This window comes from Micrococcus sp. MS-ASIII-49 (assembly GCF_000946635.1).
GTDB lineage: Bacteria > Actinomycetota > Actinomycetes > Actinomycetales > Micrococcaceae > Micrococcus > Micrococcus luteus.
Map to the genome: position 1 here is coordinate 1 of NZ_JXSP01000068.1, position 16,891 is coordinate 16,891.

Sequence of the window (16,891 nt, forward strand, 5' to 3'; positions counted from 1 at the left end):
GGTCCCGGACGGCACGCGCCACCGCCTCCGCGGCGCGCTCGGCCTCCCCCAGCGCCTGGCGGGAGGCGGGCGCGTCGGCGGCCCCGTCCGCCCGGGCGGCGGCGAGCCACGCCGCCGCGGTCGGCTCGTCCTCGACGTGCGCCAGGGCCTCCGTCACCGCCTCCGACGCGGTGCCGGCGGCGTCCGCCGCCGCGGTGGCCCGCTGGGCGGCCGCGAGCACCCGCCCGGCGCGCTCATGGGCCTCGACGGCGCGGCGCCGCGCCGCGGCGGTCTCGGCCTCGGCGTCGTGGTCGCGTCGACGGCTCGCCCACGCCTCGGCCGCGGCCAGGTCCCGCCCTCGGATCTCCAGCTCACGCGCCGTCACCCGGGCCCGCTGCTCCGCGGCGCGGGCCGTGGCGAGGTCGGCCCGCGCGTCCTCGTGGGCGCGACCCGCGCGCTCGGCGGCGAGGGCGAGCAGCCGGTCGTCCGTGTCCGGTGACGGCTCCGGCGCATGCCAGTCCGGGCCGAGCGCCTCGTGGAGCGCCTCGGTCAGCTGCGCCCGCGCGGTCCGGGCCACGTCCGCGTCCACGGCCACCGCGGTGTCCAGCCGGGCCGTCTCGACGCGCAGGTGCTCCTCGACGCCGTCGAAGCGCTGCGTGCCGAAGAGCCGCCGCAGCAGGACGCGGCGCTCATCCGACTTCGCGGTGAGGAACTGGGCGAACTGTCCCTGGGGCAGCAGGACCACCTGCATGAACTGCTCGGCGTCCAGGTGCAGGACGGCCGCGATCTGCTGGCCGACCTCGTCCGCCCGGGTGAGCGGCGCCGTCCATTCCCCGTCCACGCGTTCCCGGAGGGAGACCGTGGCCTGCGTGGTGACGGTGGCGCCCCCCGCTGCGCTGCGTCGCCGGCGGGGCCGCTCGTGCTTGGGCGAGCGGACCACCTCGAAGCGCCGGCCCTGCACGGTGAACTCGACCTGCACCTCGGGGATCACCGCGCCGGGCTCGCGCAGCGTGGTCACGAGCGACTCGGCCGACCGTCCGCCCGGCACGGTCCCGTAGAGGGCGAAGCACAGCGCGGCCAGCACCGTGGACTTGCCCGCGCCGGTGGGCCCGTCCAGCAGGAACAGGCCGGCCGCGTTGAGCCGGTCGAAGTCGACGTCCTGCGCCTGGGCGTAGGGCCCGAGCCCCTCCAGGCGCATCCGGTGGATCCTCATGCGCGCACCTCCCCCGCGCGAGCGGCCTCGAGGGCGTCCCGCAGCAGGTCCTGCTCGGCCCCGCTGGCCGGCCGCTGCCGGACGTGGTCCACGAAACCGACCGCGAGCGCGTGGTCCGAGGGTGCCTGCCGCAGGACCTGGGCGTAGGTCCGCTCCCGGGCCCGCCTCCCGCCGGCCGGTTCGTGGCGGAAGACGAGCACGGAGGGGAACCGGGTCTTCAGGCGCTCCAGGGCCCGCTCGGGGCGTTCGTCGTCGGTGACGGTGACCTGCACCCAGCACTGCTCCGCCCACGCGAACTCCGGGGACTCCAGCAGGTCCTCGATCGGCCCGGACAGCACCGCCAGGCGCCGTCCGGCGTCCCAGTCCACGGCCTCGACGTCGGTGACGGCCCCGCCCGTGACGTGGACGAGCCAGCCGCCCTTGCGGTGGCCCGCCTCGGAGAAGGAGTACGGCAGCGGTGAGCCGGAGTACCGCACGTGCTCTGCCAGCCGCTGGCGGCCGTGCAGGTGGCCCAGGGCCGCGTAGTCGAGCCCGTCGAACACGGAGACCGGCACCTGCCCCAGCGTGCCCACCAGCATCTCGGGCGGGGCGTCCGGCTCGACGTGCTCGCCCTCGCCGATGTCCCGTTCGGACTCGGAGCCGTGGCCCCCGGCCGCGAACAGGTGGGCCAGCACGACGGCGGCCACCGGCTCCGGCGTCTCGGCGCGGCGGGCGGCCAGATCGGCGTGGACGCGGCGGACCGCCTCCGTCAGCACGGCCGTGTGGTGGGGCTCCACGCCCCAGGCCGGTCCCTGGTGGCGCGGTTCGAGGTAGGGGATGCCGTAGACGGCCACGGTCTGGCCCGCGCCGCCGTCGACCCCGGGCTCGGTGAGCAGCACGGGGCGGTCCAGCTCCACCGCGTCCGCGCGCACGTGCACGCCCGCGGCCGCCAGGAGTCCGCCGCCGAAGCCGAGGCGCACCGCCGAGTCGTGGTTGCCGCTCGTGAGCACCACCTGGGCGCCGGCCGCGTGCAGCCGGGTGAGCGTCCGGTCCAGCAGCCGGACGGCGTCCGCCGGAGGCAACGCGCGGTCGTACACGTCCCCGGCCAGCAGGACGGCGTCCACGCCGCGCTCCGTCACGGTCGCGACGAGGGCGTCCAGGACCTCCTCCTGGGCCTCGAGCAGCCCGGTGCCGTGGAACGACCGGCCCAGATGCCAGTCCGAGGTGTGCAGCAGGATCATGCGGCCCACTCTAGGGAGGGTGCGGACGGGATAAGCACGACGCGGTGCAGCTCGTACGATGGCGGCATGTCCGCCACCGCGCCCGAGCCCACCGCCTCCTCGTCCACGCCCCTGCCCGGCCCCGAGCACGCCGACCGGGTCCTGGCCCTCCTCGCGGCCGGTGCCGCCGGGGACGCGCTGGGCGGCGTCGTCGAGTTCACCCCCGCGTCGGGGATCGCGGCGGTGCACGGCCCCGCCGGCGTCACCGACGCCGCGGACCTGCTCGCCCAGGAGGGCGCCCACGCCCTGCCGATCACCGACGACACGCAGCTGACGCTGTACGTGCTCGACGGCCTGCTCGAGTGGATCGAGTGGCAGAACGACGGCGTCCCGGCCGATCCCGCGGCGTGCGTGTGGCTCGCGTGCCTGCGCTGGTTCGCCACGCAGGACGGCGCGCTGCCCGAGGGCGCTCCCCCGGCCCCGCCCCGCTGGATCGACGCGCACGCGGAGCTGAAGGTGCGCCGCGCGCCGGGCACCGCGTGCCTGACCGGGCTCGCCGAACCGGGGATGGGCCTGCCGGGCGACCCGCACAACCCGGGTTCGAAGGGCTGCGGGACGGTCATGCGCTCGGCCCCGTACGGGATGGTGCCGGGGCTCGAGGACCCGCACGTCGTGTCCCTCGCCCGCCAGGGGGCCGTCCTCACGCACGGCCACCCCACCGCGTGGGTCGCGGCGGCCGCGTACGCCCTCGTCATCGCGGCCCTGCTGCGCGGCCTGGACCTGGCCGCCGCGGTCGCGCACACCCGCGCGTGGCTCGACGGCCTGGGCGAGGAGGCCGCGGAGACCCGCGCCGCCGTGACCGCGGCGGTCGACCTGGCCGGCACCGTCGACGCCGACCCCGGCGCCCCCGGCGCCCTCCCCACCGCGCTCGGCGAGGGCTGGGTCGCGGAGGAGGCCCTGGCCATCGCGCTGTATGCCGCGCTCACCGCGCAGGCGGTGCACCCGGCCGATCCGGCGGCGGCGCTCGCCCTGGCGCTGCGGATCGGCGTGAACCACGACGGCGACTCCGACTCCACGGCCTCGCTGGCCGGGCAGGTGCTCGGCGCGGCGCACGGCACCGCCGTGTTCGGTGCGCACGACCCCGCGGACCGCGCCGCGGCCGAGGCCTCCGTCCCGGGGTGGATCGCCGAGCGCGAGGTCGTCCTGGAGGCCGCCCGGCGCTGGAGCGCCGCGACCACCTGAGTGGTTCAGCGCGCGGCGTCCGGCCAGTTCCCGTCGAGCATCTGCAGGAACTCCCCCTCGGAGACCAGGGCGACGGCCTGCCCACGGTCCCGCCGGCGCAGGGCGTCCCGCGTCTTGCGGTGCGCCAGCGCCGTGGTCACGGCCTGCGGTGCCCCGTCCTCGGCGCGCGGGCGGTGCAGGTCCGCGGCCTCGAAGCCGTCCCCCACGACGAGCATCGTGGTGGCCGCGCCCACCCGGTTCGCGGTCTGCGCGCCGTGCGCGGCCGCGCGCGTCTTGGCACTCTGACGCGACATGCCGATGCCGCCCGTGAACACCACGGTCTGGCCGAACAGGGGGTGGCCCGGGTCGGCGGCCGGGTTCGGGAGCGGATTGACGCCCTCGTCCGGCCAGCGCATGAAGTCGGGCATGGCGCGTTCGTCCCGCAGCGGGACCCGCGCGTCGAAGACGCCCTCGGTACGCCGGGCCTGGCGGGTGGCCTTCGACTCGGCGCCCGATCCCGCCGCCCGGGGGGCGAGGACGCTGACGCTCAGCCCCTGGGCCCGCATCAGGCGGTCGACGCCGCGGCCGGCCGGCGCGTCGGTCAGCCCGGGCAGAATCTCCGCGTCGGCCGGCGGCGCCCCCAGCACGCGCCGGCCGATGTCCACGAGGATGGCCGCGCAGGCCTCGGCGTCGGCCAGTGCGTCGTGGTGGCGCCCCGGGGTGAACCCGGCCTCGCGCGCCGCGGAGGGCAGGGCGTACGAGGGCAGGTCGTAGACGCGGCGCGCCAGCACCAGGGTGCACACGAACTCCAGGCCCGGCACGTCCCGGCCGGAGACCTCGAGGCCGGACTCGATGACGCCGACGTCGAAGCCCGCGTTGTGCGCCGCGAGCACGTCCGTCCCCACGAAGTCCGCGAGCTCGTCGTACACGTGCGCGAACCGCGGGGCGTCCAGGACGCGGTCCTCGGTGATGCCGTGGATGCGCACGTTGCGGGGATCGAACCGGTCGAAGCCGACGGGCGGACGGATCAGCCACTCGGCACGGTCCACCATGACCCCGTCCCGCACCCGGACGGCGCCCACGGCGCACGGGGAGCCGCGGAAGCCGTTGGCGGTCTCGAAGTCGATCGCGGTGAAGTCCAGCCCCGGCACGGGGGCGCGCCCGCCGCTCACGGGCGCGCGTCGAGCGCGTCCACCAGGTAGGGCAGCAGGGCGCGGAAGGCGTGCCCCCGGTGGCTGATCGCGTTCTTGTCCTCGGGGCTCAGCTGCGCGGTGGACACGTCCCGGCCCTCGGGGCGCAGGATCGGGTCGTAGCCGAAGCCGCCGTCCCCCACGGGCTCGCGCAGCAGCGTGCCGGGCAGGCGGCCGTGCTCGACGTGCTCGACGTGGATGGCCCGGGCGCCCGCGGCGTCCGGGCCGCTGGGGACCGCGAGCGCGGCGGCGCACACGAACTGGGCACCCCGATGCTCGTCCGGCACGTCGGCCAGCTGGGCCAGCAGCAGCTCGAGGTTGGCACGGTCGTCCCCGTGGCGCCCGGCCCAGCGGGCCGAGAAGATCCCGGGGGCGCCGTGCAGCACGTCCACGGCCAGACCCGAGTCGTCCGCGACGGCGATCAGCCCCGTGTGCGCGGCCACGGCGCGGGCCTTCTTCAGCGCGTTCTGGGCGAACGTGACGCCGTCCTCGACGACGTCCGGGGCGCCCACGGCGCCCGCGTCCACCACCGCGGCCTCCACGTCGAGGCCGGGCACGGCGCCGGCGAGCAGCTGCCGCAGCTCGCGCACCTTGCCCGCGTTGTGCGTGGCGAGCACGATGCGGGCGCCCTCCGGCAGGCCCGCCGACGAGGAGGCGGGCGCGCTCACGCCCGGTCCTCCGTGGCGGCGGCCAGGGTCTCGGCCTGGACGCGGGCCAGCTCACCCGTGCCGATCAGGGCCAGGTCCAGCAGGGTGTCCAGCTCGGCGCGGGTGAACGGCGCGCCCTCGGCGGTCCCCTGCACCTCCACGAACTCCCCGGCCCCGGTGACGACCACGTTCATGTCCGTCTCCGCCTTCACGTCCTCCACGTACGGCAGGTCGAGGACGGGCACCCCGTCCACGATGCCCACGGACACCGCGGCGACGGAGTCCTTGAGGACGGCGGCGTCCTTGGCGAGGATCCCCTCGCGCCGCGCCCAGGCCACCGCCTCGGCGAGGGCGACGTAGGCGCCCGTGATGGCGGCGGTGCGGGTGCCGCCGTCGGCGTCGAGGACGTCGCAGTCCAGGACGATGGTGTTCTCCCCCAGGGCGGACAGGTCGATGACGGCGCGCAGGGACCGGCCGATCAGGCGGGAGATCTCGTGGGTGCGCCCGCCGATCCGGCCCTTGACGGACTCGCGCTGGCTGCGCTCGTTGGTGGCCCGCGGGAGCATCGCGTACTCGGCGGTGACCCAGCCGGTCCCCTCGCCCTTGAGCCAGCGCGGCACGCCCTCGGTGAAGGAGGCGGTGCACAGCACGCGGGTGTTCCCGAACTCGATCAGGGCCGAGCCCTCCGCCTGCCGGGACCAGCCCCGGGTGATGGTGATGGGGCGCAGCTCGTCGACGGCGCGGCCGTCCGGGCGGGGGGCGGTGGGGGCGGGAGAGCTCATGGCCTCCAGTCTAGGCGCGCCCTCAGACGCCGTAGCTCAGCCCCGAGACGGCGACGGCCAGCGGGCCGTCGTACACCTCGCGGGCCTCCTGGACGGCGCGCTGCGGATCGTTCCACACCGGCAGGTGTGTGAGCAGCAGCTTCCGGGCCCCGGCCTGCGCCGCCGTCTCGCCGGCCCGTCGGCCGGTCAGGTGGACGCCGTCGATGCCGTCGTCCCGGCCCTCGTGGAAGGCGGCCTCGCACAGGAACACGTCCGCGTCCCGCGCGGCCTCGACGAGCCCCTCACATGCGTCGGTGTCCCCGGAGTAGGTGAGCACGCGGGTGGTGACGTCGCCGTCGTCGTCGACGCGGTCCACCTCGACCCGGATCGCGTAGGCCTCGTCGATGGGATGGCGCACGGGGACCGGGGTGAACCGGAACGGACCGAGCCGCTCGGTGCGGCCGGCGGCCCAGCACCGGAACTCGAAGTCCTGGTGCATCCCCGGCTCGGGGTCCATCCCGTACGCCTCGGCGATGCGGTCGGCGGTGCCGGCGGGTCCGTAGACGGGCAGCCGGCCGCGGTCCCAGCCGGCCGGGTTCCAGCGGATGGCCACGTGCATCCCGCACAGGTCCATGAAGTGGTCCGGGTGCAGGTGGGAGAGCAGGATACCGTCCAGGTCCTCGAGCTCGACGTAGCGCTGCAGCACGCCGAGGGCGCCGTTGCCGAGGTCCAGCAGGATCCGCCATGTGCGCGGGGTGACGCCGTCCTCGGCCACGCCCTCGGCGGTGAGGAGGTAGCACGAGGCGGGTGAGCCCGGGCCGGGGAAGGACCCGGAGGCCCCGATGATGGTCAGCTTCACGTCACACCCTCCTGCTCGGCGCCCAGCGGGACGAAGGCCGTCGAGCGCGTCGGGACCGGCGCGGCCGCGGGGCGGGGCGCGCCGATCGTCTCCAGGCGGCGCACGGACTCGACCTCGGGTCCGAGGAAGCGGCGCGCGAGGGCCTGGAAGTGGTCGGGGTCGCCGGTGGCGGCGAAGCGGTGGCGGGTGGCCTGGCCGGAGCCCGCAGCCGAGTGGGGGTGCTCGAGGCCGAGGCGGACCAGTTCCCGGTAGAGGTCCTTGGCGGTCTCCTCCGCGGAGGAGACGAGCGTGACGTCCTCCCCCATCACGAGCGAGAGGGCGCCGGTCAGCAGCGGGTAGTGGGTGCATCCCAGCACGAGGGTGTCCACGCCCGCCGCACGCAGCGGGGCCGTGTACTCCCGGGCGGTCTCCAGCAGTTCGGGGCCGGTGGTGATGCCGGCCTCCACGAACTCCACGAACCGCGGGCACGCGACCGAGGTGATCTCGAGGTGCGGGGCGGCCGAGAACGAGTCCTCGTAGGCGCGGGACCCGACGGTCGCCTCGGTGCCGATCACGCCGATCCGGCCCGTGCGGGTGGCGGCCACGGCGCGGCGCACGGCGGGCTGGATCACCTCGATCACGGGGATGCCGTGGCCTCCCGTGTAGCGCTCGCGGGCGTCGCGCAGCACGGCGGCCGACGCGGAGTTGCACGCGATCACGAGCGCCTTGACGCCGCGCGCGACGAGCTCGTCCATGATCGCCAGGGCGAGGGCCCGTACCTCGGCGATGGGCCGCGGGCCGTACGGCGAGTGCTCCGTGTCGCCCACGTAGAGGATGGACTCGTGGGGCAGCTGGTCCATGATCGCCCGGGCCACGGTCAGCCCGCCCACGCCCGAGTCGAACACGCCGATCGGCGCGGCGGCGTCCACGGCGGCGCGCTGGCCGCTCACTGCTCGCCCTCCGCGTCCCCGGCGCCCGGCGCGGACTCGTCCGCGCCCTCGGGCAGCTCGCTGAGCATCTCCGTCATGAGCGTCTCCAGCAGCCACGAGGTGAAGTTGTAGAGCAGGGCCATGGTGGACTCGACGTCCTCCGCGCTGCGCCAGTCGTCCACGGCGTGCACGCGGGCGGCGTCCTCCTCGGTCTCGACGCCCAGGCGGGCGGCCAGGACGAGGCGCACGTCGTTGAGCGCGCGGCCGAAGGCCGGCGCCTGGTCGTGCGGCACTTCCACGCGCGTCGAGCGCAGCAGCTCGAGTGCCAGGCGCGCGTCCGCGAGCTTCCCCTCGGACAGGGCGTCCTCGGTCAGGGCCCGGTGGGCGCCCTGTTCGGCGGCGCCGGCCTGGGGCATCGCATCCGGCAGGAGGCGTGCGACGGCCGGGTCGGTGGGGGCCGAACGCTGCGGCTCCGGGTCCTGGCTCAGGTGCAGCCCGGAGACCAGCCCCCAGAACGCGGCGTCGGACGCGTCCAGCCCGGCCACGGGGCCCGCGTCCTGCGCGGCGGACACGGACGGCGGCGCCGCCGGGGGATCTTCGGGCGTGTCGACGCCGTCCTCGGCGGCCGGGGCCTCGGCGGGGTCCGCCTCGGCGGGGCGCACGTCCGCGCGTCGGCCCTCGAGCAGGGCGACGACGTCCCTGACCAGCCCGCGCAGCAGGCGCACCTCCGGCAGCTCCAGCTGCGCCGTGTACCCCCGCCGCGTCCAGCGGAACCGTTCTGCCATGCCCCTCCTCAGTCCTCCGCCTGCTCCAGCGTGGCCCACAGACCGTAGCCGTGCATCGCGCCCACGTGCAGCTCGGCCTTCTCCTTGGTGCCCGTCGCCACCACGGACCGGCCCCGCTCGTGGACCTCGAGCATGAGCCGCTGCGCCTTGGCCGCGGAGTAGCCGAAGTGGGTGCGGAACACGTAGGCGACGTAGCTCATCAGGTTCACCGGGTCGTTCCACACCACCACGTTCCACGGCCGGTCCCGGGCTGTGTCCTCGTGAGGCCGCTCCAGCAGGGCGGTGTCGGTGGCGCCGGCGGGGACGGACTCGCCCGGCGCCGGACGCACGGCGCGCGGCGCGGACGGATCGTGGCGGGTCAGCACGGACATGCGCCCCAGTGTACGAGGCGGGCGGGCCAGGACCGGCCCCGCCACGGTCCACTAGGGTGGGCGCGTGAGCCAGAACCCCGTGCCCAGCGCCCCGCGGACCGCCGACGACTGGCAGATCCCCACGGCGCTGATGACCGACCACTACGAGCTGACCATGCTCCAGGCCGCGCTGAAGGCCGGCACCGCGCACCGCCGCTCCCGCTTCGAGCTGTTCACCCGACGCCTGCCCAGCGGCCGCCGCTACGGCGTGGTGGCCGGCGTGGGCCGCGCGCTGGAGGGCCTGTCCCGCTTCCGGTTCGACACGCCCGAGCTCGACTTCCTCGCGGACACCACCGCCCTCGACGACGCCACGCTGGCCTGGCTCGCCGCCTACGAGTTCAGGGGTGACATCGTGGGCTACGCCGAGGGCGAGGCCTACTTCCCGCACTCCCCCCTCCTGCAGGTGGAGTCGACGTTCGCCGAGGCGTGCATCCTGGAGACCTACCTGCTCTCCATCTACAACTACGACTCCGCCGTGGCCTCCGCAGCCTCCCGCATGACGGCCGTCGCGGACGGCCGCCCGTGCGCCGAGATGGGCTCGCGCCGCACGCACGAGGAGTCCGCCGTGGCCGCCGCCCGCGCCGCGGCCATCGCGGGCTTCACCGCCACCTCGAACCTCGAGGCGGGCCGCCGGTACGGCATCCCGACCGTCGGCACCGCCGCCCACTCCTTCACCCTGCTGCACGACTCGGAGCGCGCCGCCTTCGAGGCCCAGGTCGCCGCGCTCGGGGCGGACACCACCCTCCTCGTGGACACGTATGACGTGGAGCAGGGCGTGCGCACCGCGGTCGAGGTGGCCGGCCCGGCCCTGCGGAACGTCCGGGTCGACTCCGGCGACCTCGTGATCCAGGCCCACCGCGTGCGCGAGCTGCTCGACAAGCTGGGCAACACCGAGACCGGGATCATGGTCACCTCGGACCTGGACGAGTACGCGATCGCCGCCCTGCGCTCCGCCCCCGTCAGCTCGTACGGCGTGGGCACGCGCCTGGTCACCGGGTCCGGCGCGCCCACCGCCTCCATGGTCTACAAGCTCGTGGCCCGCCAGGACGACGACGGCACGTGGGTGGACGTGGCCAAGGCCAGTTCCGGCAAGGCCAGCCGGGGCGGCCGCAAGGAGGCCGCGCGCCGCCGCGACCCGCGGGGCCGGGCCACCGCCGAGGTGATCGGCGTCAACCGCAGCGCCGCGCCCGACGCCGACGACCGTCCCCTGCTGCACCGTTTCGTACACGCCGGCGAGCTGGCCGAGGGCTGGACCGGCCCCGAGGCCGTCACCCGCGCCGCCGAGCGGCACGCCGCCTCCCTGCGCGAGCTGCCCGCCTCGGTGGGCCGCCTGCAGCCGGGCGACCCCGCCATCCCGACCATCTTCCTGGAGGACTGACCCGTGGAGAACCTGAACCGCGCCCTGGTGATCGTGGACGTGCAGAACGACTTCTGCGAGGGCGGCGCCCTCGGCGTGACCGGCGGCGCCGCCGTCGCGGCCGGGGTCAGCGAGCACCTGGCCGAGCACGCGGACGCCTACGCGGCCGTGGCCGCCACGCGCGACTGGCACGTCGACCCGGGCACGCACTTCGCCGCGGCCACCGGCGCCGAGCCGGACTTCCGCACCACCTGGCCGGTGCACTGTGTGGCCGGCACCGCCGGCGCCGAGCTGCATCCCGACCTGGACGCCGAGCACCTCGACGCCGAGTTCCTCAAGGGCCTGCACACGGACGCCTACTCCGGCTTCGACGGCGCCCTCGGTGAGCCCGACGCCGTCCCGACCGGGGCCGCGGGCGAGCGCCCCTCCGGGACCGTCGGCCCGTACGGGGCCACCGCCGTGGCCGCGGCCGCCGTCGAGTCCGGCGCCCCCGGCCTCGACGAGTGGCTCCGTGAGCAGGGCGTGGACGCGATCACCGTGGTGGGCATCGCCACGGACCACTGCGTGCGCGCCACCGTGCTCGACGCCCTCGACGCCGGCTACGAGGTCACCGTGCTGACCGACCTGGTGGCCGGCGTCGACGAGGCGGCCGCCCAGGCCGCGCTCCACGAGATGGAGGCCGCCGGGGCCATCCTGGCGACCTCGTGAGCGGGTTCGGCCCCGAGCGGCGCCCGCGTCGCCTCTGAGGCGCCGCACGTCGGGACAGTGACGAATGTCACTCGATGCGGCATGATGGAGGCACGCGGCCCCGGCGGGCGTGCCGGAGCCGGTGCCCGACGCAGACGAGGAGAGCAGCCATGACCGGCTCCCCCATCGCCGCAGACCGGGACGGCATCCGCTACCTCTCCGGGGTGATCCCCGCCGCCGACGGCGGCCGTCTGGTTGGCCTGGCCCGCGTGGTCTCCGACGGACACACCATCGCCTACCTGCAGGACATCCTCGTGGATCCGGGGCACCAGCGCCGCGGCATCGCCTCCGAGCTGCTGCGCCGCGTCTTCGCCCGGTTCGGCCAGGTGCGTCAGCACGTGCTGCTCACGGACACCGAGGAGCGTCAGCGCGCCTTCTACGAGACCCATGGATTCCGCGAGTCCCGTGACGTGGAGGGCGACGAGCTGCGCGCCTTCGTGCGCTTCCAGTCCCGGGACGGCTGAGCCCGGCGCTCAGGCCGACACGGCCTGCCGCTCCCCCCGGGCGGGGGCGGCGGCGAGATCGCCGAGCCGCTCGGCCTCGTGCGGGCCGGGCTTCATGGCGCGCAGGGCGTTGACGATGGCCACGACGTCCACGAGCTCCTGGAACAGCGCGCCGACCAGAGCCGGGATGGCGCCCGTGGCGGCGATGACCATCAGGACCAGGGAGAGCGCGATGCCGACCCAGATCGACTGCGTGGCCACCTGCAGGGTGCGCTGGCCGGCGGCCACGGCGACGGCGACCTTGGAGACGTCGTCGGCGAGCACCACCACGTCGGCGGACTCGGAGGCGGCGGTCGAGCCGCGGGCGCCCATGGCCACGCCCACGTCCGCGGCGGCGAGCACGGGGACGTCGTTGACGCCGTCGCCGACCATCATCACCGGGCGCTCCGGGCGCTCGGAGAGCAGGCGGACCTTGTCCGCGGGCAGCAGGTCCGCGTGGACCTCGTCGATGCCCGCCTCCCCGGCGATGTGCCGTCCGGTGGCCTCGGCGTCGCCGGTGAGCATGAGGACCTGGCGTGCGCCGAGGCGGTGGAGCGCCTGCACGGTGGCGGCGGACTCGGGGCGGATGCGGTCGGCCAGCAGCAGGACGCCGGCGAAGGCGCCGTCCACGGCCACGTAGACGGCGGACTGGCCGGGGGCGAGGTCGGCGGTGGCGGTGTCCGGGGCAGCCTGCGTGACGTAGGCGCGCTTGCCGACGACGACGCGGCGACCCTCCAGCACCGCGACGACGCCGTGGGTGGCCTCCTCCGTGGCATCCTGCGCGGTCGCCAGGGACAGCCCGCGCTCCTCGGCCGCCGCGCGGATGGCGTCGGCGAGCACGTGCACGGAGTACTGCTCGGCGGAGGCGGCCAGGCGCAGCAGCTCGTCCTGGGCGAAGCCGGCGGCCGGGCGCACGCCGACCAGCTCGGGGCGGCCGGCGGTGAGGGTGCCGGTCTTGTCGAAGCCCACGGTCTGCACGGAGCCGAGGGCCTCGATGGTCCCACCCGACTTCACGATCACCCCGGACGTGGCGGCGCGGGACATGCCGCCGAGGAAGGCCACCGGAGCGGCGATGAGCAGCGGACACGGCGTGGCCACCACGAGCACCTCGGCGAAGCGGACCGGGTCCTGGGACAGCCACCAGGCCAGGCCGGCGATCAGGTAGGCGACGGCGGTGAACGGCACGGCGTAGCGGTCGGCCAGGCGCACCATGGGGGCGCGGGACTCGGCCGCCTGCTGCACGAGGGAGACGATGGCCGCGTACTGCGAGTCGGCCGCGGAGGCGGTCGCCTCGAGCACGAAGGCGCGGGTGCCGTTGAGCGCGCCGGACATCACGGCCGAGCCGGTGCGGCGCGTGACGGGCAGGGACTCGCCGGTCAGGGAGGACTCGTCCAGGTCCACGGCGACCTCCCCGCCGTCCTCGGCGGAAGCCACGGTGCCGTCCACGGGAAGCACCTCGGCGGGACGCACCAGGAGCCGGTCGCCGGCACGCACCTCCTCCACCGGCACGTCCTCCACGGAGCCGTCCGGGCCCAGGCGATGCGCGCGCTGCGGGGCGCGGTCCAGCAGGGCGGACAGATCCCGCCGAGCGCGGCCGGCCGCGTAGTCCTCGAGGGCCTCCCCGCCGGTGAGCATCAGGCAGACGAGCACGGCGGCGAGGTACTCCCCCACCAGCACGGTGGCGACGATCGCGGTGACGGCGAGGATGTCCACACCCCAGTGCCCGCGCATCAGGTCCCTGACCATGCCCACCGAGGTCCACGCGGCCACCACCAGGGCATACGCCGAGGCGATCCAGCGCGCCGGATCCTCCGCCCCCGCCAGGTGCAGGCCGAGGGTGAGGGCGACGACGACCAGCGTCGCGAGCACCCACGGGTACCGCGCGGCGAAGCCGAGGACGGCGGGACGTGACGGGGACGGGGCGGACACGGGCATGACGACTCCTGACATCGTGCCCCCATTCCAGCCCGTCCCCGTGCCGGGTGCCAGCCAGGGGAGGCGATCCTCAGCCCGCGGGCGCCCCCGCGCTCCCGGCGGACCTCAGGTCCGGCCGACGAACCACCCGCGCAGGGTGCTCAGCCGTTTCTCCAGCTGCTCGCGGGAGGCCTGGGCCACGGCGGGGCCGCCGGAGATCTCCCGCAGGCGGTTGTGGATCACCCCGTGCGGCTGGCCGGAACGGGCCGCCCAGGCGGACACCGTCTTGGACAGCTCGGAGCGCAGCTCCTTCATCCGCCGGTGGTCCACGACGTCGGCGGGCTCGGCCGCCTGCGCACGCGGCCGGCGCTGGATCTGCTCGGCCTGCCGCTGCCGCAGCAGGGCGGAGACCTGCTCGGCGTCCAGCAGGCCCGGGATGCCGAGGAAGTCCTGCTCCTCCTCCGAGCCGACGGCGCCGCCGAGGCCGAACTCGCCGCCGTCGAAGAGCACCTTGTCGAAGCTCGCCCGGGACTCGAGGGCCTCGAACTTCTCCCGCGTCAGCACGTCCGAGCCGCTCTCGGCCCGGTTGGCCTCCGCGATGAGGTCCTCCTCGGGGGCGTCCTCGAGGTCCTCGACGTCGACGGCGCCCTCCTTGCGGTCCAGCGCGTGGTCCCGCTCGAGCTCCATCTCGTTGGCCAGCAGCATGAGCGCGGGCACGGACGGCAGGAACACCGAGGCGGTCTCCCCACGCCGGCGGGAGCGCACGAAGCGGCCCACGGCCTGGGCGAAGAACAGGGGCGTGGACGTGGACGTGGCGTACACGCCCACGCACAGGCGGGGCACGTCCACGCCCTCGGACACCATGCGCACCGCCACCATCCACCGCTCGTCCGACGCGGCGAACTCCTCGATGCGATCCGAGGCCCCCTTGTCGTCCGAGAGGATCACGGCCGGCCGCTGGCCGGTCAGCGCCTCGAGCTGCGCGGCGTACGCGCGCGCGTCCTGGTGGTCCGTGGCGATCACGAGGCCGCCGGCGTCGGGCACGTTGCGGCGCACCTCGCTGAGCCGGCGGTCGGCCGCGCGCAGCACGGACGGGATCCACTCGCCCGCCGGGTCCAGCGCGGTGCGCCAGGCGGAGGCGGTGATGTCCTTCGTGGCGGCCTCGCCGAGCTGAGCCTCCATGACCTCGCCGGTGGAGGTCTTCCAGCGCATCTGGCCCGAGTAGGCCATGAAGATCACGGGGCGGACCACGTGGTCGCGCAGCGCCGGCCCGTAGCCGTACGTGTAGTCGGCCTTGGAGCGCTCGATGCCGTCCTGGCCGAGCTCGTAGCGGACGAAGGGGATGGAGGCGGTGTCGGAGCGGAACGGGGTGCCGGTCAGGGACAGCCGCCGCGTGGCCGGCTCGAACGCCTCACGGATGCCCTCGCCCCAGCTCAGGGCGTCGCCGCCGTGGTGGATCTCGTCCAGGATCACCAGCGTCTTGGCGGCCTCGGTGCGGTTCCGGTGCAGGACGGGCTTGTTCGCCACCTGGGCGTACGTCAGCGCCACCCCGCGGTACTCGGCGCCGTGCCGCCCGTCGGCGTTCTTGAAGTTCGGGTCGATCGCGATGCCGACGCGCGCGGCGTTGTCCGCCCACTGGCGCTTGAGGTGGTCCGTGGGCGCGACGACGGTCAGTCGCTGCACGACGCCGGAGTCCATCAGGATCTTGGCCACGCGCAGCGCGAACGTCGTCTTGCCCGCGCCGGGGGTCGCGACCGCCAGGAAGTCCTGCGGCGCGGTCTGGAGGTAGCGCTCCAGCGCCTCCTGCTGCCACTGGCGCAGCTTGGGGGCCGTCCCCCACGCCGCGCGCTCGGGCATGGCGGGGGGAAGGTCCTCGCCGATGTGGAACAGGTCGTGCTGGACGCTGCCGTCCGGGGTGCCGCTCGTCAGGGAGCGGCCGTCAGCCACGGCCGCGGCCTCCGAACCAGCCACCGCGCTTGCCGTCGCCGTCGCCGCCGTCCTGCGGCTCGCGCAGGCCCTCGTAGATCTCCTTGCACGTGGGGCACACGGGGAACTTGTTCGGGTCCCGGCCCGGCACCCACACCTTGCCGCACAGGGCGATCACGGGGGCACCGGTGACGGCGGACTCCGTGATCTTCTCCTTGCGGACGTAGTGGGCGAAGCGCTCGTGGTCGCCCGGCTCGATCTCCTGGCGCAGCTCCTCACGCTCGAGGACGGACGTGCCGCCGCCGGCGGGCGCGAAGGGGTCGTTCAGGTCGGGTTCGCCGGTCACACTCATGCGGGCCAGTCTAGCCGCGCCCCTCAGAAGGCGGCCACGGCCTGGTAGGTCTCGGCCTGCGCGCGGTCGTACCAGCGCGCCCCCAGGCGCACACCCAGCCACAGCGCGACGGCGCCCCACGCGAGCCCGAGCGCCACCGTCACCCACCCCCACACGGCGGCCCCGGTGACGAGCCGGACGACGAAGGGCACCAGGAACGGCACCGCGAGCGCCAGGCTGACCAGCATCGCGGCGCCCTGGACGAGCATCGTGCGCATGGCCGCGCCCTGCGGCGTCGCGAACGGGCTGTCCCCCGGCTTCGGAACCGGGTAGACGAAGCGGGCGGAGACGAACGCGGACAGCCCGGCGGTCGTCCCGAACAGGCCGAGGGCCAGGCCCAGCATCGGCGCCAGCAGGGACCAGTCCCCCGCCGCCGCCACCGTCGCCGTCGTCACGAGCAGGATCATCGGCACGCCCCAGCCCGCCAGGCCCAGGACCCGGCCCCAGCGGTCGTCCACGCCCCGCACGCCCGAGACGACCTGCAGGTGGAACGCCGTGTGGTCGTAGGCGATGTCCGCGGAGATCGAGTAGGCCAGGGACCAGGCGGTGATCGGCCCGAGGATCAGCAGCAGGCCCAGTCCGGGACCCCCCTCCGCGGCCATGCCCCCGGTGAACCACAGCAGGACGGCCATGAGCGGGATGATGATGAGCCCGGCCGCGTACCGCGGATCGGCCAGCCAGTAGCGCTGGGCGCGGGCCGCGATCGCGGTGCGCGGGCCCGTGGCCCGTCGGCCCAGCCAGCGCAGCGGCATCGGGTCCGCTCCCGCGGCGACGCGGCGGGACCGACCGCCGCCCACGGCCACCGGCTCCACGGTGCGGCGCACGGCCAGGTGCCACAGGGCCAGGGCGGCCAGGCACCAGGCCGCCGCCACCGCGAGGTGGAGCGCGACGGCGGCGCCGCG

The 16,891-nt window shown here is 75.6% G+C and carries 16 protein-coding genes and 1 pseudogene; 4 read left to right on the top strand and 13 right to left on the bottom strand.

From position 1 onward, the window contains the following. Both SJ20_RS05295 and SJ20_RS05300 read right to left on the bottom strand, forming a co-directional pair. On the bottom strand, nt 1-1,192 hold a 1,192-nt coding region (locus SJ20_RS05295), incomplete at its 3' end, for an AAA family ATPase (protein WP_131661446.1). Continuing rightward, a complete protein-coding gene (locus SJ20_RS05300; RefSeq protein ID WP_036338366.1) occupies nt 1,189-2,412 on the bottom strand; it encodes an exonuclease SbcCD subunit D in 1,224 nt (407 codons plus the stop codon). The genes SJ20_RS05295 and SJ20_RS05300, both read right to left, overlap by 4 nt. 66 nt (nt 2,413-2,478) lie before the next feature. Between SJ20_RS05300 and SJ20_RS05305 the strand changes: the two genes are divergently transcribed. Continuing rightward, nucleotides 2,479-3,633 (top strand): ADP-ribosylglycohydrolase family protein, encoded by a 1,155-nt coding sequence (locus SJ20_RS05305; RefSeq protein WP_044659186.1) that lies wholly within the window; start codon nt 2,479-2,481, stop codon nt 3,631-3,633. A 5-nt stretch (nt 3,634-3,638) separates the two neighbouring features. Here SJ20_RS05305 and SJ20_RS05310 read toward each other — a convergent pair whose 3' ends face one another. From SJ20_RS05310 to clpS, 7 genes are read right to left on the bottom strand one after another with little or no spacing between them, the layout of a single operon-like run. Then, nucleotides 3,639-4,784 (bottom strand): exonuclease domain-containing protein, encoded by a 1,146-nt coding sequence (locus SJ20_RS05310; RefSeq protein WP_044659187.1) that lies wholly within the window; start codon nt 4,782-4,784, stop codon nt 3,639-3,641. After that, a complete protein-coding gene (locus tag SJ20_RS05315) occupies nt 4,781-5,470 on the bottom strand; it encodes a non-canonical purine NTP pyrophosphatase (RefSeq protein WP_044659188.1) in 690 nt (229 codons plus the stop codon). The genes SJ20_RS05310 and SJ20_RS05315 overlap by 4 nt, the downstream gene beginning before the upstream one ends. Beyond that, a complete protein-coding gene (gene rph, locus SJ20_RS05320) occupies nt 5,467-6,231 on the bottom strand; it encodes a ribonuclease PH (protein WP_044659189.1) in 765 nt (254 codons plus the stop codon). Before rph ends, SJ20_RS05315 begins: the two co-directional genes overlap by 4 nt. Nucleotides 6,232-6,253: 22 nt before the next feature. Further along, nucleotides 6,254-7,069, bottom strand: a complete 816-nt coding sequence (locus tag SJ20_RS05325; RefSeq protein ID WP_044659190.1) for an MBL fold metallo-hydrolase — start codon at nt 7,067-7,069, stop codon at nt 6,254-6,256. After that, the gene (murI, locus tag SJ20_RS05330; RefSeq protein ID WP_044659191.1) at nt 7,066-7,998 is read right to left on the bottom strand and encodes a glutamate racemase; all 933 of its coding nucleotides are present in this window, start codon (nt 7,996-7,998) and stop codon (nt 7,066-7,068) included. Before murI ends, SJ20_RS05325 begins: the two co-directional genes overlap by 4 nt. Continuing rightward, nucleotides 7,995-8,762 carry a DUF2017 family protein gene (locus SJ20_RS05335; RefSeq protein WP_044659192.1) on the bottom strand — a complete coding sequence of 256 codons (768 nt, stop codon included), beginning with the start codon at nt 8,760-8,762 and terminating at the stop codon, nt 7,995-7,997. The genes murI and SJ20_RS05335 overlap by 4 nt, the downstream gene beginning before the upstream one ends. 8 nt (nt 8,763-8,770) lie before the next feature. Continuing rightward, complete coding sequence (gene clpS / locus SJ20_RS05340; RefSeq protein WP_002857236.1) at nt 8,771-9,133, bottom strand: ATP-dependent Clp protease adapter ClpS; 363 nt, start codon at nt 9,131-9,133, stop codon at nt 8,771-8,773. A gap of 64 nt (nt 9,134-9,197) precedes the next feature. Between clpS and SJ20_RS05345 the strand changes: the two genes are divergently transcribed. The 3 genes from SJ20_RS05345 to SJ20_RS05355 all read left to right on the top strand — a co-directional run bounded on the left by SJ20_RS05345 (nt 9,198) and on the right by SJ20_RS05355 (nt 11,740). Next, nucleotides 9,198-10,550 carry a nicotinate phosphoribosyltransferase gene (locus SJ20_RS05345; RefSeq protein ID WP_044659193.1) on the top strand — a complete coding sequence of 451 codons (1,353 nt, stop codon included), beginning with the start codon at nt 9,198-9,200 and terminating at the stop codon, nt 10,548-10,550. A gap of 3 nt (nt 10,551-10,553) precedes the next feature. After that, entirely contained in the window at nt 10,554-11,237 is a 684-nt protein-coding gene (locus SJ20_RS05350) for an isochorismatase family protein (RefSeq protein WP_036382159.1), read from the top strand. A 149-nt stretch (nt 11,238-11,386) separates the two neighbouring features. Next, nucleotides 11,387-11,740, top strand: a complete 354-nt coding sequence (locus tag SJ20_RS05355; protein ID WP_044659194.1) for a GNAT family N-acetyltransferase — start codon at nt 11,387-11,389, stop codon at nt 11,738-11,740. Nucleotides 11,741-11,749: 9 nt separating this feature from the next. Here the strand turns inward: SJ20_RS05355 and SJ20_RS05360 are convergent, their stop codons facing one another. The 4 genes and pseudogenes from SJ20_RS05360 to SJ20_RS05375 all read right to left on the bottom strand — a co-directional run. Continuing rightward, a complete protein-coding gene (locus SJ20_RS05360; RefSeq protein WP_044659195.1) occupies nt 11,750-13,693 on the bottom strand; it encodes a heavy metal translocating P-type ATPase in 1,944 nt (647 codons plus the stop codon). A 105-nt stretch (nt 13,694-13,798) separates the two neighbouring features. Continuing rightward, nucleotides 13,799-15,619 (bottom strand): DEAD/DEAH box helicase, encoded by a 1,821-nt coding sequence (locus tag SJ20_RS05365; protein WP_082067588.1) that lies wholly within the window; start codon nt 15,617-15,619, stop codon nt 13,799-13,801. Next, a complete protein-coding gene (locus SJ20_RS05370; RefSeq protein WP_044659196.1) occupies nt 15,612-15,950 on the bottom strand; it encodes a DUF3039 domain-containing protein in 339 nt (112 codons plus the stop codon). Before SJ20_RS05370 ends, SJ20_RS05365 begins: the two co-directional genes overlap by 8 nt. Before the next feature lie 23 nt (nt 15,951-15,973). Next, nucleotides 15,974-16,891 (bottom strand): annotated as a pseudogene (locus SJ20_RS05375) (Tat (twin-arginine translocation) pathway signal sequence); the annotation flags it as partial.

Bases quoted from the DNA above. Each gene is read 5' to 3' on its own strand.
- SJ20_RS05305 (WP_044659186.1), top strand. From the start codon at position 2,479: ATGTCCGCCACCGCGCCCGAGCCCACCGCCTCCTCGTCCACGCCCCTG.
- SJ20_RS05300 (WP_036338366.1), bottom strand. From the start codon at position 2,412: ATGATCCTGCTGCACACCTCGGACTGGCATCTGGGCCGGTCGTTCCAC.
- clpS (WP_002857236.1), bottom strand. From the start codon at position 9,133: ATGTCCGTGCTGACCCGCCACGATCCGTCCGCGCCGCGCGCCGTGCGT.
- SJ20_RS05355 (WP_044659194.1), top strand. From the start codon at position 11,387: ATGACCGGCTCCCCCATCGCCGCAGACCGGGACGGCATCCGCTACCTC.
- SJ20_RS05335 (WP_044659192.1), bottom strand. From the start codon at position 8,762: ATGGCAGAACGGTTCCGCTGGACGCGGCGGGGGTACACGGCGCAGCTG.
- rph (WP_044659189.1), bottom strand. From the start codon at position 6,231: ATGAGCTCTCCCGCCCCCACCGCCCCCCGCCCGGACGGCCGCGCCGTC.
- SJ20_RS05360 (WP_044659195.1), bottom strand. From the start codon at position 13,693: ATGCCCGTGTCCGCCCCGTCCCCGTCACGTCCCGCCGTCCTCGGCTTC.
- SJ20_RS05370 (WP_044659196.1), bottom strand. From the start codon at position 15,950: ATGAGTGTGACCGGCGAACCCGACCTGAACGACCCCTTCGCGCCCGCC.